This window comes from Microvirga vignae (assembly GCF_001017175.1).
GTDB lineage: Bacteria > Pseudomonadota > Alphaproteobacteria > Rhizobiales > Beijerinckiaceae > Microvirga > Microvirga vignae.
Genome location: NZ_LCYG01000003.1, coordinates 22,833 through 48,285 on the forward strand (window position 1 = coordinate 22,833; position 25,453 = coordinate 48,285).

Genomic DNA, 25,453 nt, shown 5'->3' on the forward strand with positions numbered 1-25,453 from the left:
GCTGCCGATCAAGCACCCTGACCGTTCGGAAGAGCCCTCAATTTGTCTGTGGCTGTGGATGGAACAGGCTCCCGACCGCCCCGAAGCCCACAGAATCGCGGAAATTTGAAATGGCCCGGTTTTTGAAAAAACTGCGTGAAAACGGCACGAAATGGTAAATTTCTTCTAAAAATTAGCCAAGGTTGCCGGGATAGATTGACATTTTTGGGGCTTCGCACCTTAACTCCGTCACAGAACGGCCACGTGTAGTGCCGTCTCAGAGGACCTAGATAAATGAAGAAATCAGCCCTTTTCGCAGCCATCTGCGTTCCGGCTTTCCTGGCAGCAGCCCCGCTGGCCGCCAAAACCCTCGTGTACTGCTCCGAGGGCAGCCCGGAGAACTTCTACCCTGGCATCAACACGACCGGCACCTCGTTCGACGTGAACGAGCACATCTACGACAACATCGTGGATTTCGAGCGCGGCGGCACCCAGGTCGTTCCCGGCCTCGCTGAGAAGTGGGACATCTCTGCTGACGGCACGGTCTATACCTTCCACCTCCGCAAGAACGCCAAGTTCCATTCCAACAAGAACTTCAAGCCGACCCGCAACCTGAACGCCGACGACGTCCTGTTCATGTTCGAGCGTCAGTGGAAGGAAGAGAATCCTTACTTCAAGGTCACGAGCCCGAACCACTCCTACTTCACCGACATGGGCATGCCCAAGCTGCTGAAGTCGGTCGAAAAGGTGGACGACTACACCGTGCGCGTCACGCTCAATCAGCCCGAGGCACCCTTCCTGTCGAACCTCGCCATGCAGTTCGCCGGCGTGCAGTCGAAGGAATACGCCGACGCCATGCTGAAGGCCGGCACCCCTGAGAAGATCGACCAAGAGCCGATCGGCTCCGGCCCGTTCTACCTCGTCCAGTATCAGAAGGACGCCATCGTCCGCTTCAAGGCCTTCCCCGAGTACTGGGGCGGCAAGGCGAAGATCGACGACCTCGTGTTCTCGATCACGCCGGATGCCTCCGTGCGCTGGGCCAAGCTCCAGAAGGGCGAGTGCCACGTCATGCCGTATCCGAACCCGGCTGACCTCGAGGCCATGAAGAAGGATCCGAACGTCACGGTCATGGAGCAGCCCGGCCTGAACGTCGGCTATCTCGCCTATCAGACCACGAAGAAGCCCTTCGACGACGTGCGCGTCCGCAAGGCCTTCAACATGGCCATGAACAAGAAGGCGATCGTCGACGCCGTGTTCCTCGGTTCTGGCATTCCGGCCAAGAACCCGATCCCGCCGTCCATGTGGTCGTACAACGACTCCGTGAAGGAAGACGAGTACAACCCGGAAGCTGCCAAGAAGCTCCTGGCGGAGGCTGGCTACCCGAACGGTCTCGAGACCGACCTCTGGGCCATGCCGGTTCAGCGTCCCTACAACCCGAATGCCCGCCGCATCGCCGAGCTGATGCAGGCCGACCTCGCCAAGATCGGCGTGAAGGCTGAGATCAAGAGCTTCGAGTGGGGCGAGTACCGCAAGCGCGCTCAGGCCGGCGAGCACCAGATGGCTCAGCTGGGCTGGACGGGCGACAACGGCGACCCGGACAACTTCCTGCACACCCTGCTGGGCTGCGCCTCGGCGCAGAGCGCTTCGGGCTCGAACATCGCCAAGTGGTGCTACAAGCCGTTCGACGATCTCGTGACGAAGGCGAAGGTTGTGACGAACCAGGCCGAGCGCACCAAGCTCTATGAAGAAGCTCAGAAGATCTTCAAGGAGCAGGCTCCGTGGTTCACGGTGGCTCACGCCGTGCAGCTGAAGCCGGTCCGCAAGGAAGTGGTTGACTTCAAGCTCTCGCCGTTCGGCCGCCACACCTTCTACGGCGTCGACATCAAGGGCAAGTAAGCCTTTTCACTCAACCTACGGCGGAGCGGCTTCCTTCAGCCGCTCCGCCTTTTTACGTTCAGACGATGCTCAGATTCATTTTTACCCGCGTCAGCCTGATCATCCCGACCTTTATCGGGATCACGCTGCTTGCCTTCTTCCTGATCCGCCTTGTCCCGGGCGATCCGATCGAAACACTCGCGGGCGAGCGCGGCATCGATCCCGCCCGCCACGAACAGCTCCGCAAGGAATACGGATTCGACCAGCCGATCCTCGTGCAGTACGGCATCTATCTCTCCCGTGTCCTGCAAGGCGATCTGGGCAAGTCGATGATCACGCAGGAACCGGTCCTCAACGAGTTCTCTTCGCTGTTCCCGGCGACGATCGAATTGGCTCTCTGCGCGATTCTCTTTGCGCTCATCATCGGTCTTCCAGCGGGCATCATCGCTGCCATCCGGCGAAACTCGATCTTCGATCATGGCGTGATGGGTGTATCGCTTGCCGGCTATTCCATGCCGATCTTCTGGTGGGGTCTCATCCTCATCCTGCTCTTCTCGGTGCAGTTCGACCTGACACCGGTCTCGGGCCGCATCGACGTGCTGTATTACATCGAACCGATTACGGGCTTCCTGCTGATCGACACGCTGCTCTCCGATGAGGTGGACGCCTTCTGGTCGGCGGTCCAGCACTTGATCCTGCCCACCATCGTGCTGGGCACGGTTCCGCTCGCGGTGATCGCCCGCATGACCCGCTCCGCCATGCTGGAAGTTCTTGGCGAGGATTACATCCGCACCGCCAAGGCGAAGGGTCTCTCGCGCTTCCGCATCGTGGCTCTGCATGCCCTGCGCAACGCCCTGATCCCTGTCGTCACCGTGATCGGCCTGCAGATCGGCGTGCTGTTCACCGGCGCGATTCTGACTGAGACGATCTTCTCCTGGCCCGGCGTGGGCAAATGGCTTATCGACGCCATCTTCCGCCGTGACTATCCCGTGCTGCAGGGCGGCGCTCTGCTGCTCGGCGTCGTGGTGATGAGCGTGAACCTCCTCGTCGACCTCGCCTACGGCCTCATCAATCCTCGCATCAGGCATACGCGATGACCACTGAAACCATGGAAGCTCCGGCCGTCGCAGTGCCGACGGCCACCCCTCCCCACCCCCTGCGTGAGTTCTGGGGCTATTTCAGCGCCAATCATGGCGCTGTGGCCGGCCTCGTGATCATCGTGGCCGTGGTGCTCGTCGCATTGCTGGCGCCGGTGATCGCACCGCATGATCCGAACCTCACGAACACCGCCATCGCCCTGCAGCCGCCGTTCTGGCAGGCGGGCGGCTCGATCTCCTATCCGCTCGGCACGGATCCGATCGGACGCGACATCCTCTCCCGTCTGATCTACGGCGCGCAGCTGTCGCTCCTCATCGGCATCGCGGTGGTGACGCTCTCCATCGTCATCGGCACGGTGCTCGGCCTCGTCGCGGGTTTCTTCCGCGGCCTGACGGAGATCTTCATCATGCGCCTGATGGACATCGTCCTCACGCTGCCGAGCCTTCTGCTCGCCATCGTGATCGTGGCGGTGTTGGGCCCCGGCCTCATGAACGCCATGCTCGCCGTCGCCCTCGTGATCTTGCCGCATTACGTGCGTCTTGCTCGCGCCGCAGTGATCACGGAAACCTCCAAGGACTACGTGATGGCGGCCCGCGTGAGCGGCGCCGGAACGACCCGCCTGATGTTCAAGGAAGTGCTCCCGAACTGCACCGCACCGCTCATCGTGCAGGCTTCGCTCGGCATCTCCACCGCAATCCTCGACGCCGCGGCCTTGGGCTTCCTCGGCCTCGGCGCGCAGCCGCCGTCGCCGGAATGGGGCACCATGCTGGCCGATGCCCGCGAGTTCGTGCTCCGTGCATGGTGGGTCGTGACCTTCCCCGGTCTTGCGATCCTCGTCACGGTGCTTGCCTTCAATCTTCTGGGCGACGGTCTTCGTGACGCCCTCGATCCCAAACTGAAGCGCTGATCATGGCTCTTGTCGAAATTGAAAATCTGTCGGTCGAATTTCCGACCCAAGGCGGCATCATGCGTGCCGTGGACGGCGTGAGCCTCAAGCTCGAAGAGGGCGAGGTTCTCGGCGTCGTGGGCGAATCCGGTTCCGGCAAAAGCGTGACGATGCTGGCCCTCATGGGCCTCATCCCCTTCCCCGGCCGCGTGAGGGCCGACAAGCTCACCTTCAACGGCCGCGACCTCCTGACAATCTCCGAGAAGGAGCGACGCAAGCTCACGGGCAAGGACGTCGCCATGATCTTCCAGGAGCCGACCACCAGCCTGAACCCGTCCTTCACCGTCGGGTTCCAGCTCACCGAGACACTGCGCCTGCATGAGGGCATGGATCGCAAGGCGGCTGAGCGCCGGGCCATCGAGCTCCTCAGCCAGGTTGGTATTCCCTCGCCGGAAAGCCGCCTCTCCGCGTATCCGCACCAGCTCTCCGGCGGCATGAACCAGCGCGTCATGATCGCGATGGCGATTGCGTGCAATCCGAAGCTTCTGATCGCGGACGAGCCCACCACCGCTCTTGATGTGACGATTCAGGCGCAGATCCTCGATCTGCTCATGAATCTGCAGAAGGAGCGCAAAATGGGCCTCGTCATGATCACGCACAACATGGGCGTCGTCGCCGACACCGCTCAGCGCGTGATGGTGATGTATGCGGGCCAGATCATGGAGGAGCGCTCCGCTGCCGACCTCTTCGCCTCACCGCAGCACCCCTACACCGCAGCGCTTCTCGCTGCGCTCCCCGAGCGCAGCGAAGGCGGACGTCTTGCGACGATCCCCGGCGTGGTGCCCGGTCTCTACGATCGTCCGAAGGGCTGCCTGTTCAGCCCGCGCTGCGCCTATGCCACCGAGCATTCGCGCAATGTGCGGCCCGAGTTGCGTCCCTGGGCCAGTGGCCATATCCGCTGCCATTACCCGCTCGGCGATCCGAACCGGAACGCCGCCATCCATCACGATCATCCCCTAAAGACGGAGGCCGCGTCGTGAGCGCTCCCGTTGTTGAAGCCAAGAACCTGAAGCAGATCTACAAGATCAAGCGCGGCCTCTTCAAGGAACCCGCTCAGCTGCAGGCTGTCGGCGGCATCACGTTTTCCATCGAGCCCGGCAAGACGCTGGCCGTCGTGGGCGAATCCGGCTGTGGCAAGTCCACGCTTGCCCGCATGGTGACCCTCATCGAAAAGCCGACGGAGGGACAACTCTCCCTCGATGGCATCGATGCGGTGAACCCGCCGTCGAACTACGCCAAGGAGCTGCGCCGCATGGTGCAGCTGGTGTTCCAGAATCCTTACGGCTCGCTCAACCCGCGCAAGAAAGTTGGCACGATCCTGGAGGAGCCGCTCGTCATCAACACCAGCCTCTCCTCGGCCGAACGCAAGGAGCGGGTGCGCGCGATGATGGCGAAGGTGGGCCTGCGTCCCGAGCACTACAACCGCTATCCGCACATGTTCTCCGGCGGCCAGCGCCAGCGTATCGCGATTGCGCGCGCGCTGATGCTCTCGCCGAAGCTCGTGGTGGCGGACGAGCCGGTCTCGGCGCTCGACGTGTCGATCCAGGCGCAGGTGCTGAATCTTCTCGCCGATCTGCAGCAGGAGATGGGTCTCGCCTATCTCTTCATCTCGCACGATCTCGGCGTCGTCCGGCACATCGCCCATGACGTGCTCGTCATGTACCTTGGCCATGCGGTCGAGCATGGGCCGAAGGAGAAGATCTACGCCCGTCCGCTGCATCCCTATACGCAGGCGCTTCTCTCCTCCACGCCCGGCATCACTGGCGTGAAACGCAAGCGCATTGTGCTGAAAGGCGAGCTCCCCTCGCCTCTCAACCCGCCGAAGGGTTGCGTGTTCTCGACACGCTGCCCCTATGTGACGGATCGCTGCAAGGTGGAACGCCCACAGCTTCGCGAGCTCGACGGCCGGCAGGTCGCCTGCCACTACGCCGAGAACTTCCTGAAGGAACAGGCGGCTTAGAGCATTTTCCGGCGAAGTGGATCCGGTTCGCCGTCAGAAAATGCGGCAGAACAACGAAGAGAGCCGATTCCACCCCAGTGGAAACGGCTCTAAATTCAAGCGGGCAGCGGCAGGCGCTTTCCTGCCGCTGCCCCGTTGGCTGCCTGACCCGTCGTGACGGCTTCAGGCAGCTGTTCCTCTCCCGTGGCGGCCTTCAGGCATTGCACCACCGCATCGCGCATCGACGAGACGTAGTAATCCGCTCCCAATGTCGCGCGCATCGTCTCACTTTTCAAAACCGCATCTTCCGCAGGCCACAGGCCCACGAGAATGGGCGCCTTGGGCGCCTTCTTCCTCAAGCGCCGCAGCAGATAGCGCAGATGCGCGGGCGTGCCGCTGATCTCCAGATAGCTGATGCACACCATCTGCACGCCGGTCATGTCGAGATTGTAGATCGCCGAGCGTGACACCGCTTCGTGAGGGACGAGACGGCTCCCGAGCCCATGCTTATTCAAGAGCTGCGCCAGCATCTCGGATGCCGCCTCGTCGAGAGGACCGCGACCTGCGATGCACATGACGGCGCCTTCGGCTTTCCACGCCTCGGAGATCTTATCCTCGTGAGGCATCTCGCCAACGACGGCGGGCCCCTTGATCGCAGGCTTCTCGCTTGGCGGGGGCGCCACCGGCTCATCCGCGGTCTCATGCGGTGGCGGCTCGACATCCTCGTGAGAGCCAAGATCCTGCACGAGGGCCTTGATCACATCGCGTACCTGATCAAGCTGGCGATGGGTCAGCACGCCACGTGTCGCGTCATTGGCAGCAAGTTGAAGCCCTTTGAGAGCCACCTCATCGTAGTAGGATGTGAGTGAGCGCTCTTTCAGCAGAATTTCTGCCGAATCCAGTGCCTCGTCGGGATCGCCGGCGAGCATGCGCTGATAGAGATTTTCTGCGGGCGTCAGAGCAGGTCTATCGCCAAGCAGCACATCAAGAAATTCGAGCCGCTCAACGTGGCGTCCCAGCACCACGAGGCACAGGGTGAGAGGCGTTGCGATGAGCAGTCCCACCGGGCCCCAGATCCACGTCCAGAAGATCGCCGAAATAACGACGGCGAAAGGCGACAGGCCGGTGCTCTGCCCATAGACGATGGGCTCGACCACGTGACCCATCAGGGGTTCGCCGATCACGAACAGAGCCAGCGTCATGAGGGCCATGGACCAGCCGGGATCGACGGCGGCGGCAAGAAGAATCGGAGGGGCGGCGGCCACGAACGAGCCAATATAGGGCACGAAGCGCATGAGCGCCGCGAAAACGCCCCACAGGGCCGGGCTCGGCACGCCGATCAGCCAAAGGCCGATACCGGCAACCAGGCCGAAGGCCGCGTTTAGCGCAAGCTGAGTGAGGAAGTAGCGGCTCAAGCGTCGCGCGCCATCGTCCATGGCCGCCGTGGTGCGGTGCAGGTCGCTCGAGCCGAACAGGCGGATCATGCGGTCACGCAGATCCTCGCGCTGCATGAGGATGAAGACCAGCACAACGAACACAATGCCCATGGTGGCCAGAGGCTCGAGCAGGGGCAGCAGGAAATTGCGTGCGACCTGCGCCGGTGTGGGCTCCGGCTCATGCACCTCCACAGGCATCGGCTTCGGCTCTTCCGGCGCAGGTGCTGCTGCGCTGGGAGAGGCAGGAGCCTGTGCTTCCGCAGGCTGCTCTCCCACGGCCTTGTCGAATCGACGGCCGAAATCCCGGAGCATGGTCGGCAGCTTGCCCAACGTTCCCTCCCGCAGGGAGCCGACCTTTCTCTCGATTGTGGTCTGATAGCGCGGAATGTCCGAGGCAAGGCCTGCCAGCTGGAACCCGATGAGGCCGCCAAGAGAAACGATGATCCCGAGCGTCACGAGCACCGCGATGATGACTGACGTGACGCGGCCCAGATGCCATTTGCGCATCAGGTCGACGAAGGGGGCGAGCACGAAGGCGAGCAGGATCGCGAGCACCACGGGCAGGAAGACATCCTGTCCCACATAGAGCGCTGCCAGTATGACCACGCCTACCGCAAGGGTCAGCAATCCGGACAGGCCCGGAACGCCGGGAGGCTGAATCTCCGTCTCTGAGGGTGGCGGGACGGGTAAGCGGGCGGGAGGCATCGTTGTTCAGTCTCTGCTGGCAGCGAGGATATCTCGCCGGTCAGCAAACAACGTATGGACCCGCAAAACGATCCTTGGCCGTTCAGGCCGAGGCAAACTTGAGACCTTTTGCCATCTGGGGGCCGGGGCCGTTCATCCCCATCTCAAGACTATCCCAGGTCTATTCCCGCGAACTTCAGCCCATGTCGCTCACGAGACGCAGCCTTCTGGTCGGTGCGGCTCTTGCCGCCTCTTCCCCTCTTCATGCCCAACAGGACCAAGCCCAAAAGATGCCGGTGACGGAGAAACGCAACACCTTCACGAGCGGTGGCAAGACCATTGCCGTCGAGACCTTTCAGGCTGCCGGCGGCGCAGCCCGCCCTTCCGTGCTCATGCTGCACGGTGCGGACGGGTTGAGCTACAACACGGAGTATCGCCAGGGTGCTCGGGGCGTGGCCGCAGCCGGCTATCAGGTGCACCTTGTCCATTACCTGGACCGCACAGGCGAGAAGCGGGCCTCCTTCGCCACCCTGTTCCAGAACTTCATGCCCTGGATGAACACGGTGCAGGATGCGCTGACCTTTGCGTCCAACCACCCTGGAGCGGATGCAAGCCGCATCGGCATCATCGGCATTTCGCTGGGTGCGGCGCTCGGCCTCGCCGTCTCTTCGACAGACCCGCGCGTGAAGACGCTCGTGAACTATTTCGGTCCTCTGCCCCAGGGCGCGGTTGCCACCACCTCGCGCCTGCCGCCGACCCTGGTTCTGCACGGCTCAGCCGATCCCATCGTGCCGGTGGCGAACGCCTATGCGGTTGAGGCACTGCTACGCCAGCAGAACGTGCCGCATGAGGTGAGGGTCTATCCAGGCCAGGGCCACGGCTTCCGGGGAGCGGCGGAAAAGGATGCCACGCAGCGGGCGCTCGCCTTCCTGCACCGTCATCTGGCCGGCGCCGACACGGCGCCTCTTCCGATGGGCGGCTAGAGCCTCGGACAAGAAAAGTGGACTTGCGCTCTTGGGATCGATCCGATGCTCCCTTCATAGAGCAGCGAATCGTCATGCGCGGAAAACCGGGTCCACTTTTCCGCACGATGCGCTAAGGTCGCTACAACTCAATCAACCCAAACTCCCAGCGGAGCATGTCGGCAATGGCATCCAGCGCGAATCTCTCGAGCAATCCCCTTCTTTCCACTTGGAACACGCCCTTCACCCTTCCACCCTTCGAGAGCATTCGTCCTGAGCATTACAAGCGTGCCTTCGACCACGCGTTAGCGGAACAGCAATCTGAGATCGCAGCAATCGCCGGGAGCACAGAGGAGCCTACCTTCGCCAACACTATTGAGGTTCTGGAACGCAGCGGCGCTACCCTCAAGCGCGTGGGTGGCGTGTTCTTCAACCTCGCAGGATCGCACACCAACGAGGCGATCCAGGCCGCCGAGCGCGAGATGGCGCCGATCCTCGCCAAGCACCGGAACAGCATTTTCATGAACGAGGCGCTCTACAGGCGCGTTGCTGCTCTGTACGACAAGCGTGAGAGCCTCGGCCTCGATGCACAACAGACTCGCGTCCTCGACCGCTACAACACCATTTTCGTGCGCGCGGGCGCAAAGCTCGGACCGGAGGAGAAGAAGCGTCTGGCCGCCATTACCGAGCGCCTAGCAAGCCTTGGCACGCAGTTCTCGCAGAATGTCCTGGCGGACGAGAAGTCCTATCAGCTCGTGCTCGAGACCGGAGAGGATCTCGCAGGCCTTCCCTCGTTCCTGCGCGAAGCAGCAGCGCAAGCCGCGGAAGAGCGCGGGTTGAGGGGCAAATACGTCATCACCTTGTCGCGCTCCAGCATCGAGCCTTTTCTGCAGTTCTCCAAGCGCCGCGACCTTCGCGAGCAGGCTTTCAAGGCCTGGGCCTCACGCGGCGACAATGGCAACGCCACCGACAACAAGGCCATCATCGCCGAGATGGCGGCTTTGCGCGTCGAGCGCGCGAAGCTCTTGGGCTATGAGACTTTCGCCGATTTCAAACTCTCCGACACCATGGCGAAGACCCCGGATGCCGTGCAGAGGCTCCTGAGCGACGTGTGGACGCCCGCTCGTGCTCGCGCCGAGGCTGAGCGTGATGACCTGCAGGCGCTGGCACAGTCACAGGGCGACAACATTGCTATCGAGCCGTGGGACTGGCGCTTCTATGCGGACCAGGTGCGGATGGCGCGCCATAACCTCGATGAGGCGACGATCAAGCCTTACTTTCAACTCGACCGGATTATCGAGGCTTCGTTCGAGACCGCGCATCGGCTCTTTGGTCTGAGCTTCCAGGAACTGAAGGATTTTCCGAAGTATCATCCGGACATTCGTGCTTGGCAGGTGCTGGATGCGAATGGCAATCACGTTGGTATCTTCATCGGCGATTATTTCGCACGTTCATCCAAGCGCAGCGGTGCATGGATGAGCGCCTTCCGCTCCCAGGAGAAACTCACGGGCGACGTGCGGCCCATCATCGTGAACGTCATGAACTTCGCCAAAGGTGGCGCGGGCGAGCCCTCGCTCCTGAGCTTCGACGATGCGCGCACGCTCTTCCACGAATTCGGCCATGGTCTGCACGGCCTTCTCTCCAACGTGACCTACCCGCTCCTGGCTGGCACGGCGGTCTCGACAGACTTCGTGGAATTGCCCTCTCAGCTGTACGAGCACTGGCTGTCGCAGCCGGATATTCTCCGTCGCTACGCCACCCATTACCGGACGGGCGAGCCGATTCCGGAGGAATTGCTCGAACGCCTGATGGCCGCGCGAAACTTCAACCAAGGCTTTGCCACGGTGGAATATCTCGCCTCCGCCTTCGTCGATCTCGAACTTCACCGCCGCAAGGACGTGACAGGGCTCGATGTCTCCGCCTTCGAGAAGGAGATTCTGGAGAAGATCGGCATGCCGCGCGAGATCATCATGCGTCATCGCACGCCGCACTTTACTCACGTCTTCGCGGGCGACGGCTATTCCGCGGGCTATTACAGTTATCTCTGGTCGGAGGTGCTGGATGCCGATGCCTTCATGGCCTTCGAGGAAACGGGCGACGTCTTCAACAAGGACATGGCGGAGAAGCTGAAGCGCTTCATCTATTCCGCCGGCAACCTGCGCGATCCGGCGGAGGCCTACACGGCCTTCCGGGGCCGTCTGCCCACGGCTGACGCGCTTCTGGCCAAGCGCGGACTGGCAGCGCTGTGCGAATAGCGGGCGTGAAAACGCCTGCTAGACCAAAGTGGGGAGAAGCTGCTTCATGCGGCGCGTAAAGCGGAAATGCATCCGCACATTTTGCGGCGGGTTTCTCGGCGGAGCTACTTCCTTGGGCTGAAGAGACGAAGCGGAAGGGCTTTGACGCAGGACGCTCAAGAGGAAAGCCATTCCCTTGGGATCGGTTTCCAGGGCTTTCGCATCGAGCACAGGCATAGGGAGCATTCCCTTCTTGGTTGGTGTTTTTTACGGAACGCAACACAGCAGGAAAAACGGCCAACTTGTGGCAAAGTTCCCGACTAGATGGAGAACCTGAGCTCACTGACCTGCTTTGAAACCTGCCCCGGCTCGAGAATTGACGACGGAAAATGGGCGATATTGGGGCTATCCGGAAACCGCTGAGGTTCCAGGCAGAGGCCTGCATGACGGCCATATTGCGCGCCGTTGAGGCCGGAAACGGGCATGTTGATGAGATGACCCGCATAGAACTGGACGCCCGGCTCGGTCGTCCAGAGTTCCATGTTCAGCCCATTCCCCGGAGATTTGAGAACCGCCGCCTGACGGAGTACCCCATAAGAGCCGCGCAGCACGTAATTCGTATCGTAGAGGGTGTCGTCGTTGATCAACTCGGCGCCAACGGGCCTTAAACTGGTGAAATCGTAAGCCGTATCCGCCACGGGCCTGATTTCGCCTGTGGGAATGAGATCGGGATGCGTCGGCGTGATGTAATCGGCCGCGATCATTAGCTGATGGGAGAGAATGTCCGCGCTGCCATCCAGATTGAAATAGCCATGCGTGGTGAGATTGACCGGGGTCGGGCGGTCGGTGATGGCCGTCAGTTCGATCCGTACTGTGGCCAAAGGCAGCAAGGTATAGGTGCAGGTGGCGATCAGGCGTCCCGGATAGCCCATGTCTCCGTCTTCGGAGACGAGGCTCAGGGTGACGCTGGACTCGCTGTGCTCGACGAGGCTCCAGAGCCGCGTGCCGAAGCCCCTGGAGCCGCCATGAAGCTGATTGGGTCCCTCATTCGCGTCAAGCTTGTAGGTTTCATCATTCAGCGTGAACCGGGCCCCGCCGATGCGGTTGGCATGACGTCCCACGACGGCTCCGAAATAGGGCGAGTGGGCGATGTAATCCTCGATGGAGTTCAGCCCCAGCAGCACCCTCTGCGGCCCGTTCCCCGTCGGCACGACGAGGTCGCGGATCACGGCACCCCAGGTCAGCACGCGCATCTCAACCCCGTCGGGGCCGGCCAGCGTGATCTGCAGGACATCCTCTCCATCGACGGAGCCGAACCGTTCGATCGCCATGATCTCACCCTTCGAAGATGTTGGTCTTCAGGCCTCTGATGCCGCCGGTCTCGACCTTGAAGAGATGGCCCGCCATGGGATCCTCATGGGGATCGCGGCCGATGGCGGCGGTGGTGATGTAGAGCGTGGTCAGGTCCGGCCCGCCGAAGGCGCATTTCGTGACCTGCGCGGTCGGCACCGGTACGGTACGCTCCACCGATCCGTCAGGAGCAAAGCGCGTGATGCGCGAGCCACCCCAGTGACAGACCCAGACATAGCCTTCCGCATCCACGGCCATGCCGTCCGGATGGCCCCAACCTTCCTCGAAATGCACAAAGCGCCGCCGCTCGCCCACTTGGCCCCCGCTCATGTCGAAGGCATAGATCATGCCGTTCACCGTATCGGTGGCATAGAGAATCTGCCCGTCATGACTGAAGGCGGGGCCGTTGGTGACGATGAAGCCGGAATGGAACCGGCTCAGTTCCTTTCCATCCCAACGCCAGAAGGAGCCGCTCTCGTCCGTCTCCTCATCATGCATGGTGCCGAAATAGATCGCGCCATCCGGCCCCGCATATCCGTCGTTGATGCGGTTGCCGGGAAGGTCTTTTTCCGGCGCAATGATGGGCTCGGCTTCGCCCGTCTTCAGGTTGAAACGGGAAAGGCCTGACTTGAAACCAGCCACCACGACATCGGGATCGGGGGTGAGCGCGATGAAGCCGATGCGCTCCGGTGCCGCGATACGCGAATGCTCGTTCGACTCCGGATGGTAGCGCCACACGGCCGGGTTCTTGATATCGACCCAGAACAGGGTGTTGGCGCGCTCGTCCCACACAGGCCCTTCGCCGAGCACGCAGGCGCTTGCCACCGCCACATGTGGCGTCTGAGGGTGAACGATGGGATTTGTCATGATGTCCCCTTTTCAAATCAGGCGGCCCGCCGTCATCCGCGCCTGCCGGTAACGAGCACAGGGCGGACGCGGTTCAATCAGGCGGAAGCCGCATCCGCGATTCGCTTGGCCAAGGTCACGAGGCTCAAATCCGAGCCCGCCGGTCCCATAAGGGACAGGCCGAACGGTGCGCCGAGGCGCGAGGCGAGCGGGATCGAGACCTGCGGCAGCCCGGAGAGCCCCGACAGGCAGAGCAGGTTCAGGGCGTTGTTGCGATAGTCGTTGAGCGCCTCGTCGCTCTCGGAAAGCAAAGGTGCCACGTCCGGCATGGCCGGCAGAATCAGCACCGTGTCCTGAGCCAGCAGGGCGCTGAAGCGTGCCCGGAAGGCGCTGCGAATCACCTGCGCCTCGACCACTTGAGAATCGGTGACGCCGCGGGAGAATTCGAAACGGTCCGCCACGCCTGGTCCCAGAGGCGGATGGTAGCGCTCGATCATCGGCCCGTCGACGCCCCAGGCCTCCCGGCTCTGGATGTAGCGCATGGCCCAATAAAGAGCGGTGAAGCCTTCGGTGGCGACAGTCACATCCTCGGATGCGCCAAGCACCGCCTCGACTTGGCGGACGGCGGGCTCGAGCGCCTCCTTCGCCTCTCGGCCCAGAAGGCCGAAGGCATCCCTGGCCAGAAGAATCTTTGGGTTGGCTGACAAGGGGTTGCCGTCGGACCCGAGCATGACCTCACCCACCCGCACGAAGGTCGCGCCGTCGCGGGTGAAATATCCGCAGGTGTCGAAGGAGGGCGCGAGATCGTGGCAGAGTTCCAGGCTCACCCGGCCATGGGTGGAGCGGATGCCGAAGAGGCCGCAATGGCTGGCTGGCGCACGCACGGAACCGCCCGTATCGGTCCCGAGCGCGAAATCGCAGAGGCCGTTGGAGACGGCTGCCGCCGAGCCTGAGGAGGAGCCACCGGGAATGCGATTCGGCGCGCCACCATTCACAGGGGTTCCGAAATGGGCGTTCTTGCCGCTCATGGAGAAGGCAAGCTCGTCCGTGATCGTCTTGCCGACGAGCCGCGCCCCGGCATCGAGAAGCCTTTGCACGATCGGTGCCGTGCGGGTCTTGATTCCGGACATCGCCAGCATGTGGGGCGATCCGCAGCTCGTCGGGTAGCCCGCGACATCGAACAGGTCCTTGGCCGCAAAGGTCAGCCCGGAGAGAGCCCCGCTCGCAGCATGAGGCACGGCAGCAGCCGGATAGGGCATGAAGGCGCGGGCGGGATCGGCATCGAGAAGCATGGGATCACAGAGCTTGAGGGAACGAGGCAGCGAATGTGTCATTCCTCCCCTGGAACAAGCAAGGCATGAATCCGTGAACCTTGGCAGTTTGGGCTTTCTTCGGGCTATGATCGGCCCTACATCCACGCCGATCCTTGGAACAGGAACCGCATCATGACGAAGGCATCGATGACCCGCTGGCTGGCTCTTGGACTGGCGCTTGCGTTCGCAAGCCCCTCCGCTGAGGCGCAGCAGGCCCCGATCAAGCTCGGCGAGCTCAATTCCTACGCCCGCTGGGCCGCCTTTACGGTGCCTTACCGCAACGGCTGGCAGATGGCGCTGGAGGAGATCAACGCCAAAGGCGGCGTGCTCGGCCGCAAAATCGAGATCGTCTCCCGCGACGACGGCGCGACCACGGGCGATGCTACGCGCGTGGCGGACGAGCTGGTGAACCGCGAGGGCGTGTCCCTGCTCTTCGGCTCGTTCCAGTCGAATGTCGGCGTCGCCATGGCGGATTACGCCAACCAGAAGAAGATCCTCTACATCGCCGCGGAACCCCTGACCGACGCCGTCACCATGGCGCAGGGCAACCGCTATACCTTCCGCATCCGTCCCAGCAATTTCATGCAGGTCGGCATGCTGGTGGATCAGGCAAAAGCTTCCGGCGCGAAGCGCTGGGCGATTGTTGCGCCGAACTACGAATACGGCCAGTCGGCGGCGGAAGTGTTCAAACGCCTCATCAAGGAGCGCGTGCCCGGAGCCGAGATCGTCGCCGAGCAGTATCCGGCGCTCGGCAAGATCGAGGCGGGTGCCACCGTCTCCGCGCTCGAACAGGCCAAGCCCGACGGCATCTTCAACGTGCTCTTCGGACCCGACCTCACGCAGTTCGTGCGCGAGGGCAACACGCGCGGCCTCTTTGAAGGCGCAACGGTTCTCTCTCTTCTGACCGGCGAGCCTGAATGGCTTCTTCCGCTGAAGGACGAAGTGCCGGAAGGCTGGACGGTGACGGGTTACCCTTGGGACGAGATCACCGATCCCAAGCACAAGGCCTTCATCGACTCCTATCGCGCTAAGTTCAACGATACTCCGCGCCTTGGTTCGCTTTTGGGCTACATGGTCCTCCATATGATCCGCGATACCATCGAGCGTGCAGGCTCCGTTGAGACCGATGCGCTGATCAAGGCGCTGGAGGATGCGAAATTCGACTCCGTCATCGGCCCCGTCACCATGCGTGGGCTGGACAACCAGTCCACCATGGGCGCCTGGGTTGGCAAGCTCGTGCTGAAAGGCCCCAATGGCGGTATGAAGGATTGGACCTACAAGGACGGCACGTCGTTCATGCCGACAGAAGCCGAGGTGAAGGCGGTGCGGAAGGATTGATGGCTTGACGGCAGAGCGCGCAATCGACGTCCGTTGAGAGGATCGGCCATGGACCTTTCCTTCCTCGCCATTCAGGCTCTCAACGGGCTCTCCAGCGCCTCGTCGCTCTTCATCACCGCCTGCGGCCTCACGCTCGTTTTCGGCGTCACGCGGATCGTGAACTTCGCGCACGGTTCGCTCTACATGATCGGCGCCTATACGGCTGCGACGCTCGTGCCGCGGCTGCTCGAACTCTCCTTCGGTCCGGCGACGTTCTGGGCCGGCATTCTCGCCTCCGCCATCATCGTCGGCCTGATCGGCGTCCTGATCGAAGTTCTGCTCCTGCGCCGCATCTATGGCGCACCGGAGCTGTTTCAGCTGCTCGCCACCTTCGGCGTGGTGCTGGTGGTGCAGGACCTCACGATCCTGATCTTCGGCCCCGAGGACATTCTCGGGCCCCGTGCTCCAGGCCTGCGCGCACCGGTCGAAATTCTCGGGCGACGTTTTCCGTCCTACGAACTCGTGCTCATCGCGGCCGGTCCCATCGTGCTCGCGCTCGTGTGGCTGCTCCTGCGCAAGACACGCTTCGGCGTTCTGGTGCGCGCGGCAACGCAGGATCGGGAGATGATTGCGGCGCTCGGCGTGAACCAGGCGCTGCTCTTCACGGGGACGCTGTTCCTCGGCGCATTTCTCGCAGGTCTCGGCGGCGCACTCCAGATTCCGCGCGTCTCGGCCAATGCGGGCATGGATCTCTCGATCATTGCCGAAGCCTTCGTCGTCACTGTCGTTGGCGGCATGGGCAGCGTGCCCGGTGCATTTCTGGCGGCGCTCATTATCGGCGAGCTGCAGGCCTTCGGTATCTTGATCTTTCCGAAGAGCACGCTTGTCGTCGTCTTCCTGCTCATGGCTGTCGTGCTCGCCGTCCGCCCTTATGGTTTCTTCGGACGTCCCGAAGTGATCGGCGGCACGCATGCGGTGGGCATCTCAAGCCAAAAGCACTCTCCTTTCGCGCCCCTGACGATCCTCGCCGTCGTCGGCACCCTCGCAAGCCTGCCGCTCATCGGCGATGCCTATGTGCTCAAGGTCGCCACCGAGATCCTGATCTTCGCGCTCTTCGCCTTCAGCCTGCAGCTTCTCATCGGCGTCAGCGGAGTCGTAAGTTTCGGCCATGCCGCCTTCTTCGGATTAGGGGCCTATGGCGCGGCGCTTGCCGTGAAGTGGTTCGCGCTGCCAATGGAGGCCGCACTTCCTGCCGGGCTCTTTCTCGCGGCAGTCGGAGCCCTGATCATCGGCGCTTTCGTGGTGCGCCTGTCGGGCATCTATCTCGCCATGATGACGCTTGCCGCTGCGCAGATCATCTTCGCCGTTGCCTTTCAGTGGGTCGATGTCACCGGAGGCGATAACGGCATCGTCGGCGTGTGGCCTTCCGCCTGGGCGAGCCGGCAGGTGTCCTATTACCTCTTCACGCTTGCCGTCACCGCAGTGACCGTTCTGTTGTTGATGCGCATCATCAACGCACCATTCGGCTATTCGCTACGTGCCGCAAGGGATTCCGAAGCTCGGGCCGAAGCCATCGGCCTGAAGATTCGCCAGCATCGCTGGCTGGCCTTCACGATCTCAGGCGCAGCCGCCGGTCTCGCCGGTGGAATTTACGCCTTCTCTCGCGGCTCCGTGGATCCGACCCTGCTCGGTATCCCGACATCCGTGGATGCGCTGACGATGCTCCTCATCGGCGGCATCCAGACCGTCACCGGCCCGCTCGTGGGTGCCGGTGTTCTGCATGTGCTGCGCGATCAGATCATGCCGCTCACGTCCCTGTGGCGCCTGCTGCTGGGCCTGAGCATCATCGCCATCGTGCTCATCTTCCCGCGCGGTCTCGTGGGCACCGTTCGCACATGGCGGGAGGAACAGGCATGACGCTTCTCTCCGTACAAGACTTGAGCAAATCCTTCGGCGGCGTGGCGGCGGCGCGGGACGTGAGCTTCATGCTCGAACGGGGCGAGATGCTTGCCATCATCGGGCCGAACGGTGCCGGGAAATCCACCGTTTTCAACATGGTTGGCGGACAGCTGCGTCCCGATCATGGTGCTGTTCTGCTTGATGGGCAGAACATCACGCTTGCCTCACCGCAAAAGCGTTTTCGTCTTGGCGTCGGGCGCACCTTCCAGGTGGCGCAGACTTTTCTCTCCATGAGTGTGGCCGAGAACGTGCAGATGGCCCTTGTCAGCCACAACCGGAAAAGCACCGCGCTCTGGGCTCCGGCACGCATGCGCTATCACGAAGAGGCACTTGCGCTGCTGGAGCAGGTGGGCATGGCGGAATCCGCCGATCACCCTTGCTCGGCGCTGGCCTATGGCGACGTGAAGCGCGTGGAACTCGCCATTGCACTGGCGGGGCGACCGAAGCTCCTGCTGATGGATGAGCCCACCGCCGGCATGGCGACACGGGAAAGGGCCGCCCTGATGGATCTGACCGCTGAGATCGCGGACGCGAAGGGGATCGGCGTTCTCTTCACCGAGCATGACATGGATGTGGTGTTCGGCCATGCGGAGCGAGTGATCGTCCTCGTGCGCGGGCGGATCATCGCCACCGGCTCGCCCGAAGAGATCCGCCAGATCGAGGAAGTACGGCGTGCCTATCTGGGCGACGACCATGCGCTGGAAAAGCCGAAAGGGGTGAGCCCGGCGGAAGGGGTGAGCCCGGCATGAGCGAGCCGCTTCTCGAAATCTGGAATCTCACCGCTTCTTATGGCCGCGCCCAGGTGCTGTTCGGCCTGACCTTCGGGCTCAATGCAGGCGAGGTCCTGGCGCTCATCGGGCGCAATGGCGCAGGAAAGACCACCACCTTGAAGGCCATTATGGGCCTCGTGCCCGCAACGGCCCAAAAGGCCACCTTCAAGGGCCGCTCCCTCGCACGCCTTCCCACCTACAAGATCGCCCGCCTGGGGCTAGGCTATGTCCCAGAGGATCGGCGCATCTTCACCGACCTGACGGTGGAGGAAAATTTGGAGGCAGGCCGCAAGGCGGCGGGTCCGGGCCGCTCCCCCTGGACGCCGGAGCGGCTGTTCCGGCTCTTTCCCAACCTGGCCGAGATGCGGGGGCGGCGTGGCAATCAGATGTCCGGCGGCGAGCAGCAGATGCTCACCATCGCACGCACCCTCATGGGCAATCCGGATGCCATTCTGCTGGACGAGCCGTCCGAGGGCATCGCCCCCGTGGTCGTACAAATGATGGCGGAGGCGATCCGGGCCATGAAGGCCGAAGGCGTGGCCGTGCTCCTTTCCGAGCAGAACTGGGCCTTCGCGGCCGGCATCAGCGACCGCACCATCGTGATCGAACGCGGCGAAATGCGCTTCCAAGGCTCCATCGACGAGCTCATGACCAACGAGTCCTTGAGGGCGGAGACGCTAGGGATCTAGTAATGGCCCAGATACGGAAACAAACGTAGCCCTTAAACCATTGACGCGACGGGCCGAAAAGTCGATATCCAGCCCAAACGGCGCGGGCTCCCGCGCCATTCCTCTGACCCTACGCTAAGGAATTCCCGCTTCATGGGCGTCATCCATGTGACCGACCGGGCCGGCCAGCGCCATACCCTCGAGGCCATCGAGGGTTGGCGCGTGATGGAGATCATCCGGGATTGGGGCTTGCCCATCGAAGGCCTGTGTGGCGGGGCCTGCGAATGCGCCACCTGCCATGTCTTCGTGGACGAGACGTGGCTGGACAGGCTCTATCCCCCGACCGAGGAGGAAGAGGACCAGCTCGACACGGTGGTGACGAAGCCCAATTCCCGCCTTTCCTGCCAGATCATCTGGACCCCCGAACTCGACGGTCTGGAGGTCACCCTCGCCCCGACGGGCGGCTGAACCGTCATCCCTGCCGCATTGCCAAGACTATGAGACCGTGCTTTTCGAAACGGTCTCTCGAAGGAGCCTGTTTATGACCGACCATATCGAAACGGATGTCGTCATCATCGGTGCCGGGCCCGTGGGCCTGTTCGCCGTGTTCGAATTGGGCCTCCTCGACATCAAATGCCATCTGGTCGACATCCTGCCGAAGGTGGGCGGCCAGTGCGCCGAGCTTTATCCGGAAAAGCCGATCTACGATATTCCGGGCTTCCCGATGGTCACGGGCCAGGGGCTCGTTGACAACCTGATGGCGCAGATCGAGCCTTTCCACCCCACCTTCCACCTCAACGAGATGGTGGAGAGCCTGGAATCCATCGGCACGCCCGAGGCTCCGCGTTTCCGCCTGAAGACCTCCGAGAACGGTACGACCTTCGAATGCAAAGCGGTGATCATTGCGGCAGGAGGCGGTTCGTTCCAGCCCAAGAAGCCGCCGATCGACAATATCGAGGCCTATGAGGGCACTGGCGTCTTCTACGCCGTGCGGCACATGCAGATGTTCCGCAACAAGAAGGTGCTGATCGTCGGCGGCGGCGATTCCGCCCTCGACTGGACCGTGAACCTGCAGCCCATCACCAAGCGCCTCACGCTCCTCCACCGCCGCGACGCTTTCCGCGCCGCGCCGCATACGGTGGAAAAGATGCGCTCGCTTGTCGCCTCCGGCGACATGGACCTGCATCTCGGCCAAGTGGGCTCGCTGAAGGGCGAGGCTCCCGTGCTCGAAGGCGCCGTGATCCGTAAGGACGACGGCTCCGAGTTCACGGTGGATTGCGATGTGATGCTGCCCTTCTTCGGGCTCACCATGAAGCTCGGCCCTGTCGCCGATTGGGGCCTGAACCTCCACGAGAACCTGATCCCCGTCGATACGGAGAAGTTCGAGACCAGCGTTCCCGGCATCTTCGCCATCGGCGACATCAACACTTATCCGGGCAAGCTCAAGCTCATCCTCTCCGGCTTCCACGAGGGTGCGCTCGCGGCCCAGAAGGTGCACCGCTACGTCTATCCTGAGAAGAAGCTGCTCTTCCAATACACGACGTCCTCCACCAGCCTGCAGAAGAAGCTGGGCGTCGCGGCCTGATCAGAGTTCATGGAGATGGGCCCGCTCGCCTCTTGCGGAGCAGGCCCGTTCCTGAAACTCTCTCCCTATGACAAATCGACCCGATCTCACCCTCGGCCGCCGCGTGATGGCGATGATCGAGGATCTGGCCCGGCATACGGACGAGTATGGGAGCCTGACGCGTCTCTATCTCTCGCCCGCCCATCGCGCCGCAGCCGATACGACGCTGGAGTTCATGCGCGAAGCCGGGCTCAAGGCCCATATCGACGCGCTCGGTTCCGTGGTGGGCCGCCTGGACGGCGCCAATCCGGAAGCGCCTGCCCTCCTCATCGGCTCCCATATCGATACGGTCGTGGATGCCGGCCGCTATGACGGCAATCTCGGCGTCGTGCTCGGCATCGTCGTGGCCGAGGCCCTGAAGGCTGAAGGCCTTACGCCCTCCTGTCCCATCGAGATCGTGGCCTTCGGGGACGAGGAGAATGTCCGCTTCCCCACCAATCTCTCCACGTCTTATGCTCTTGCAGGGCGCTACGATCCGGCCTGGCTCGACGGCAGGGATGCGAACGGCATCAGCTTACGGGATGCGCTGCTCGAATTCGGCGGCGACCCTCTCGGCATCGCAGCCCTGGCGCGCGACCCGGCGCGTTACCGCGGCTATCTCGAAGTGCATATCGAACAGGGTCCGCAGCTCGAGGCGCGCAACCTTCCCGTCGGCATCGTCTCTGCCATCAACGGCATCACCCGCGCCCGCGCCTATGTGATCGGCGAGGCGGGACACGCGGGCACCGTGCCGATGAACATGCGTCGCGATGCGCTGGCAGCGGTTGCCGAGATGATCGGCATCGTGGAGCGCGCAAGCTCCACACGTCACGACACGGTCGCGACCGTGGGCGTGGCCCAGGTGCAGCCCGGTGCGATCAACGTCATTCCGGCACGCGTCGATTTCACGCTCGATGCCCGCTCGCCCGACGATGCGGTGCGCCATGCCATGGTGCAGGACATCGTCACCGAATGCGAGGCCGCCGCTCAGCGGCGCGGCGTCTCGCTTACGCTCGAGCCCTTCATGGAATCGCCCGCCACACCCATGGACAAGGATCTCATGGCGCAGTTGGAAGAAGCCGTGAAAAGTTTACGCATCGAGCCGATGCGCCTTGTCTCGGGCGCGGGGCACGATGCGGTGGCCATCGCGAACCTCTGCCCGGCCGCCATGCTGTTCGTGCGCTGCAAGGGCGGCATCAGTCACAACCCGGCCGAGTCGATCACGCTCGAGGATGCGGACACGGCGGCCCGCGTCTTGTTTCAGGCCGTCAAAAGGATTGTCGCTTGAACTTCCATCTCGAGCTTCTCCCGAAGCCGCACTCCATCGTCCGCCAGATCATTCTCAACGGCCTCAGCGACTTCAATCGCAACGCTTTCATGCCGGATCTGAAGACCGAGGATCTGGCTGTCGTCATCCGCGCCGTCGACTCCAGGACCATCGTCGGCGGGTTGTGGGCTCATACCGGTTGGGAATGGCTGACGATCGAGCTGATCTTCGTGCCGGAGAGCCTGCGCAAGCAAGGGATCGCGCGCAGCCTGATCGCGATGGCGGAGAAAGAGGCCATCAGGCGCGGGTGCCATTCCGCGTGGCTCGACACGCTCAACTCTGAGGCTCTCGCTCTCTACGAGCGGCTTGGATACGGGTGCTTCGGCGAACTCAAGGATTTTCCGAAAGGCTCGAGCCGTTTCTTCCTGCAAAAGAAGCTCGCTGCTGAGGTTTCTTAGAGCATCGGATGAGAAAAGTGGACCTGCACTTTTGGAATTGATCCGATGCTCTCTTCATAGAGCAGCGCATCGTTCGGGGCGGAACCGGAGGTCCGCGTCAGCGACCCGAAGGGCCGCGCTAGCGAAAAATCGGGTCCACATTTCCGCGCGATGCGCTAGCCGCGCCAATCCTCCGAGAGGACGGCCCACCGCTCGTGATCACGCCATTCGCCATTGATCTTGAGATAACGCGGCGAGTAGCCCTCCTGCCGGAAGGCGAGACGCTTCACGAGCGCGCGTGACGGCTCGTTGCCGGGCTGGATGTTGGCTTCCAGGCGATGGAGCCCGAGTTCGTTGAAGGCATGTGTCACCACGAGGCCAACAGCCTCGCTCATCAGGCCGCGTCCATTCATGCCCGCAACGGCGTAATAGCCCATATACGCATTCTGAAAGAAGCCGCGCACGATCTCGCTGAGGTTGATGACGCCGACGATCCTGTTGCTCGCGCGCTCGCGCGCGATGAATCCAACGGATCTGTCTCCATCGCAACGGGAGAGATAGCCCTGGAAACTTGCAAGATCGCGGCAGGGCGACACCCATGGTTCATGCAGCGCAAGGCTCGCGAGATTGGCCGAGACCAGTTCGGGTCCATCGGCCGACCGGACATGGTTGATGATAACGCGCGGCTGCATGCTATTCATCCCTATTTCAGGAACCATGACTTAGACATTGAAGTTGTCGTCCGTCCCTTGCAACGAAAGATAGGATCATGCGAGCGTCCATCATCCCTGCCATCGCTATTGTCTTCAGCGCCGGTTTTCTTGCCTCCGCCCCGGAAGCGCAGGCCCGTTTCAGCCCGCAGCAGATCGAAGCGCCTTCCCTCGTCGAGAACGTGGCCTGCGTCACCCGCCGCGTCCGAACGGTGCGTCCGAACGGTCGCGTCGTCTATCGCACCGTCCGCAACTGTGGTGTACCGGCCTGGCAAGTCAGGCCTACCCGCTGCCGCGTCGTGCAGGAACGTGTCTATCGTCCGAACGGCAATGTGATCGTACGCAACGTGCGTCGCTGCCGCTGATCCAAGAACGCCTGACATCTCAGGGGCTCGGATCATTCCGGGCCTTTTCCTATTCCAATGCTCCAACCGCACTCTCGACCGCCTCCACAACGGCGCCGGAACGCACGAGGTCGAGCGCCTGGCGCATCTCGGTCGCGTACCAGCGGTCGCCATCCAATGCCGGTGGAATGACAGCGCGGATCGCCTCCATCGCAGCGCGTGAGCCCGCGCCGAGAGGATAATCCTCGGCGAGCGGTTCCACGAGCGTGAGGGCTTGCGCGGCCATCAGCAACTCGCCGGCCACGATCTGCTCCACGTTCTCCACGATGATGCGCGCTTTCCGTCCGCACCAGGTGGAGTTGGAGATGTGGTCCTCCGCGTTGGACTTGCCGGGGATGGAATCCACTGAGCCGGGCGTGGCAAGACCGCGGTTTTCCATCACCAGTGCCGACATGGAGCACTGCACGGTAGCAAAGCCCGTGTTCAGTCCGCGCTTGCCGGCAAGCAGATTGCGCGGCAGGCCGTAGGACATGGTGGGATCGATGAGGCGCGCGAGGCGGCGCTCGGAAATCGCCCCGAGATCGGCCATGGCAATGCCAAGGAAATCCATGGCCTGCGCCATGTACTGCCCATGGAAGTGACCGCCGGAGATCGACACATAGCCGCCCTGGCCATCATCGAAGATGAGCGGATTGTCCGTGGCGGAGTTCATTTCCGTGCCGACGATGCGCTCCACATACTCTACCGCCTCGACGGCCGGCCCGTGAACCTGCGGCGTGCAGCGGAGTGAATAGACGTCCTGCACACGGGGGGCAGCGGGCGTTCCGGGCTGGCGCGGCTCGTCGGGGAAGACGATGTCGCGCGCACCTTGCGAGCAGCGCTTGGAGCCTTCGAGAATGCGCAGCAGATTGCGTGCCACGCGCGCCTGGCCCGGGTGCGGACGCGCCTTGTGCACACGCGGATCGAAGGCCGCAAGCTCGCCACGCATGGCTTCGAGCGACAGGCACATGGCAACATCCGCATGCTTCAGGATACGGCGCGCATCGCTGGTGGCGAGAGAGGCGAGTGCAAGCGATGTCGTGGAGCCGTTGATGAGTGCGGACGCATCCTTCGCGCCAAGCTCGAAATCGGGCTCGAAGCCTGCCGCACGGATCGCTTCGCGCGCAGGCATCACGCGGCCTTGATAGACCATGTGAGCCTCTTCGAAGCCGCAGACCGCGCCCGCCATGTGAGCGAGCGGCGCGAGATCGCCGGAAGCGCCGACCGAACCCTTTTGCGGGATGATCGGGTGCAAGCCAGCGTTGAGGAAAGCGAGCAGCCGCTCGACCAGCTCGACTCGCGGGCCGGAATAGTTCGACGCAAAGGCATTGGCGCGCAACAGCATCATGGCGCGCGTCACGTCTTCCGCGAAAGGTTCGCCGAGGCCGGTGGCGTGGGCATAGACCGTCTTCTGCTGATAGGCTGCCATGTCGGCGATCAGAACGCGCTGATCCTTGAACAGGCCGACGCCGGTGTTGAAGGCATACATGAGCGGTGCGTCGTCATGCATCCAGGTGCGGTCGATATAGGCCCTCGTCGCCGCAATCCGCTCCCGCGCCTCGGGCGCCAGTTCCGCTTGCGCAAAGCGCCCTTGGGCATCGGGTCGTGCCACGCGCACCACATCCTGAATCTGAAGCGTCGCTCCATCGAGCTTGACCGTCATGGCTATCCCTCACG

General features: G+C 62.8%; 22 protein-coding genes. 16 read left to right on the forward strand and 6 right to left on the reverse strand.

Annotated features, from left to right (window positions below; all coding sequences use genetic code 11):
* Window positions 1–273: 273 nt before the first annotated feature.
* From AA309_RS00440 to AA309_RS00460, 5 genes are all read left to right on the forward strand, one after another.
* Window positions 274–1,875 carry an ABC transporter substrate-binding protein gene (locus AA309_RS00440; RefSeq protein ID WP_047187013.1) on the forward strand — a complete coding sequence of 534 codons (1,602 nt, stop codon included), beginning with the start codon at window positions 274–276 and terminating at the stop codon, window positions 1,873–1,875.
* A 65-nt stretch (window positions 1,876–1,940) separates the two neighbouring features.
* Window positions 1,941–2,951 carry an ABC transporter permease subunit gene (locus AA309_RS00445; protein WP_047187014.1) on the forward strand — a complete coding sequence of 337 codons (1,011 nt, stop codon included), beginning with the start codon at window positions 1,941–1,943 and terminating at the stop codon, window positions 2,949–2,951.
* Window positions 2,948–3,859: an ABC transporter permease subunit gene (locus AA309_RS00450; protein WP_047187015.1), complete on the forward strand. Its 912-nt coding sequence runs from the start codon at window positions 2,948–2,950 to the stop codon at window positions 3,857–3,859. The genes AA309_RS00445 and AA309_RS00450 overlap by 4 nt, the downstream gene beginning before the upstream one ends.
* Before the next feature lie 2 nt (window positions 3,860–3,861).
* On the forward strand, window positions 3,862–4,878 hold the full coding sequence (locus AA309_RS00455) for an ABC transporter ATP-binding protein (RefSeq protein WP_047187016.1): 1,017 nt from the start codon (window positions 3,862–3,864) through the stop codon (window positions 4,876–4,878).
* Window positions 4,875–5,858 carry a peptide ABC transporter ATP-binding protein gene (locus AA309_RS00460; protein WP_047187017.1) on the forward strand — a complete coding sequence of 328 codons (984 nt, stop codon included), beginning with the start codon at window positions 4,875–4,877 and terminating at the stop codon, window positions 5,856–5,858. Before AA309_RS00455 ends, AA309_RS00460 begins: the two co-directional genes overlap by 4 nt.
* Before the next feature lie 95 nt (window positions 5,859–5,953).
* On the opposite strand, the gene AA309_RS00465 is transcribed toward AA309_RS00460, so the two are convergent.
* Complete coding sequence (locus AA309_RS00465) at window positions 5,954–7,978, reverse strand: AI-2E family transporter (protein ID WP_047187018.1); 2,025 nt, start codon at window positions 7,976–7,978, stop codon at window positions 5,954–5,956.
* Between the two features lie 98 nt (window positions 7,979–8,076).
* On the opposite strand from AA309_RS00465, the gene AA309_RS00470 reads away from it, so the two are divergent.
* Window positions 8,077–8,940 (forward strand): dienelactone hydrolase family protein, encoded by an 864-nt coding sequence (locus AA309_RS00470; RefSeq protein WP_244470209.1) that lies wholly within the window; start codon window positions 8,077–8,079, stop codon window positions 8,938–8,940.
* Window positions 8,941–9,104: 164 nt separating this feature from the next.
* Complete coding sequence (locus tag AA309_RS00475; protein ID WP_047187019.1) at window positions 9,105–11,174, forward strand: M3 family metallopeptidase; 2,070 nt, start codon at window positions 9,105–9,107, stop codon at window positions 11,172–11,174.
* A 299-nt stretch (window positions 11,175–11,473) separates the two neighbouring features.
* On the opposite strand, the gene AA309_RS00485 is transcribed toward AA309_RS00475, so the two are convergent.
* The 3 genes from AA309_RS00485 to AA309_RS00495 form a co-directional block, all read right to left on the reverse strand.
* On the reverse strand, window positions 11,474–12,484 hold the full coding sequence (locus AA309_RS00485; RefSeq protein WP_047187021.1) for an aldose epimerase family protein: 1,011 nt from the start codon (window positions 12,482–12,484) through the stop codon (window positions 11,474–11,476).
* A gap of 4 nt (window positions 12,485–12,488) precedes the next feature.
* Window positions 12,489–13,370 carry an SMP-30/gluconolactonase/LRE family protein gene (locus AA309_RS00490; RefSeq protein ID WP_047187022.1) on the reverse strand — a complete coding sequence of 294 codons (882 nt, stop codon included), beginning with the start codon at window positions 13,368–13,370 and terminating at the stop codon, window positions 12,489–12,491.
* A 77-nt stretch (window positions 13,371–13,447) separates the two neighbouring features.
* The gene (locus tag AA309_RS00495) at window positions 13,448–14,683 is read right to left on the reverse strand and encodes an amidase (protein ID WP_244470210.1); all 1,236 of its coding nucleotides are present in this window, start codon (window positions 14,681–14,683) and stop codon (window positions 13,448–13,450) included.
* A 111-nt stretch (window positions 14,684–14,794) separates the two neighbouring features.
* Here AA309_RS00495 and AA309_RS00500 point away from each other — a divergent pair, with 111 nt between their 5' ends.
* From AA309_RS00500 to AA309_RS00535, 8 genes are all read left to right on the forward strand, one after another.
* Window positions 14,795–16,000, forward strand: a complete 1,206-nt coding sequence (locus AA309_RS00500) for an ABC transporter substrate-binding protein (RefSeq protein ID WP_047187023.1) — start codon at window positions 14,795–14,797, stop codon at window positions 15,998–16,000.
* Window positions 16,001–16,048: 48 nt separating this feature from the next.
* The gene (locus AA309_RS00505; RefSeq protein WP_047187024.1) at window positions 16,049–17,896 is read left to right on the forward strand and encodes an ABC transporter permease; all 1,848 of its coding nucleotides are present in this window, start codon (window positions 16,049–16,051) and stop codon (window positions 17,894–17,896) included.
* Complete coding sequence (locus AA309_RS00510) at window positions 17,893–18,687, forward strand: ABC transporter ATP-binding protein (protein WP_047187025.1); 795 nt, start codon at window positions 17,893–17,895, stop codon at window positions 18,685–18,687. The genes AA309_RS00505 and AA309_RS00510 overlap by 4 nt, the downstream gene beginning before the upstream one ends.
* The gene (locus tag AA309_RS00515) at window positions 18,684–19,397 is read left to right on the forward strand and encodes an ABC transporter ATP-binding protein (RefSeq protein WP_047187026.1); all 714 of its coding nucleotides are present in this window, start codon (window positions 18,684–18,686) and stop codon (window positions 19,395–19,397) included. Before AA309_RS00510 ends, AA309_RS00515 begins: the two co-directional genes overlap by 4 nt.
* Before the next feature lie 132 nt (window positions 19,398–19,529).
* Window positions 19,530–19,844: a 2Fe-2S iron-sulfur cluster-binding protein gene (locus AA309_RS00520; protein WP_047187027.1), complete on the forward strand. Its 315-nt coding sequence runs from the start codon at window positions 19,530–19,532 to the stop codon at window positions 19,842–19,844.
* Between the two features lie 73 nt (window positions 19,845–19,917).
* Window positions 19,918–20,961, forward strand: a complete 1,044-nt coding sequence (locus AA309_RS00525) for an NAD(P)/FAD-dependent oxidoreductase (RefSeq protein ID WP_047187028.1) — start codon at window positions 19,918–19,920, stop codon at window positions 20,959–20,961.
* 67 nt (window positions 20,962–21,028) lie between these two features.
* Window positions 21,029–22,267, forward strand: coding sequence for an allantoate amidohydrolase (locus AA309_RS00530; RefSeq protein ID WP_047187029.1), 1,239 nt, complete (start codon window positions 21,029–21,031; stop codon window positions 22,265–22,267).
* Window positions 22,264–22,704: a GNAT family N-acetyltransferase gene (locus AA309_RS00535; RefSeq protein ID WP_150117338.1), complete on the forward strand. Its 441-nt coding sequence runs from the start codon at window positions 22,264–22,266 to the stop codon at window positions 22,702–22,704. Before AA309_RS00530 ends, AA309_RS00535 begins: the two co-directional genes overlap by 4 nt.
* Window positions 22,705–22,859: 155 nt before the next feature.
* Here the strand turns inward: AA309_RS00535 and AA309_RS00540 are convergent, their stop codons facing one another.
* Window positions 22,860–23,375 (reverse strand): GNAT family N-acetyltransferase, encoded by a 516-nt coding sequence (locus tag AA309_RS00540; RefSeq protein WP_047187081.1) that lies wholly within the window; start codon window positions 23,373–23,375, stop codon window positions 22,860–22,862.
* Window positions 23,376–23,452: 77 nt separating this feature from the next.
* Here AA309_RS00540 and AA309_RS00545 point away from each other — a divergent pair, with 77 nt between their 5' ends.
* Entirely contained in the window at window positions 23,453–23,758 is a 306-nt protein-coding gene (locus AA309_RS00545; RefSeq protein WP_047187030.1) for a hypothetical protein, read from the forward strand.
* Between the two features lie 49 nt (window positions 23,759–23,807).
* On the opposite strand, the gene AA309_RS00550 is transcribed toward AA309_RS00545, so the two are convergent.
* A complete protein-coding gene (locus tag AA309_RS00550) occupies window positions 23,808–25,439 on the reverse strand; it encodes an HAL/PAL/TAL family ammonia-lyase (protein ID WP_047187031.1) in 1,632 nt (543 codons plus the stop codon).
* Window positions 25,440–25,453: the final 14 nt, after the last annotated feature.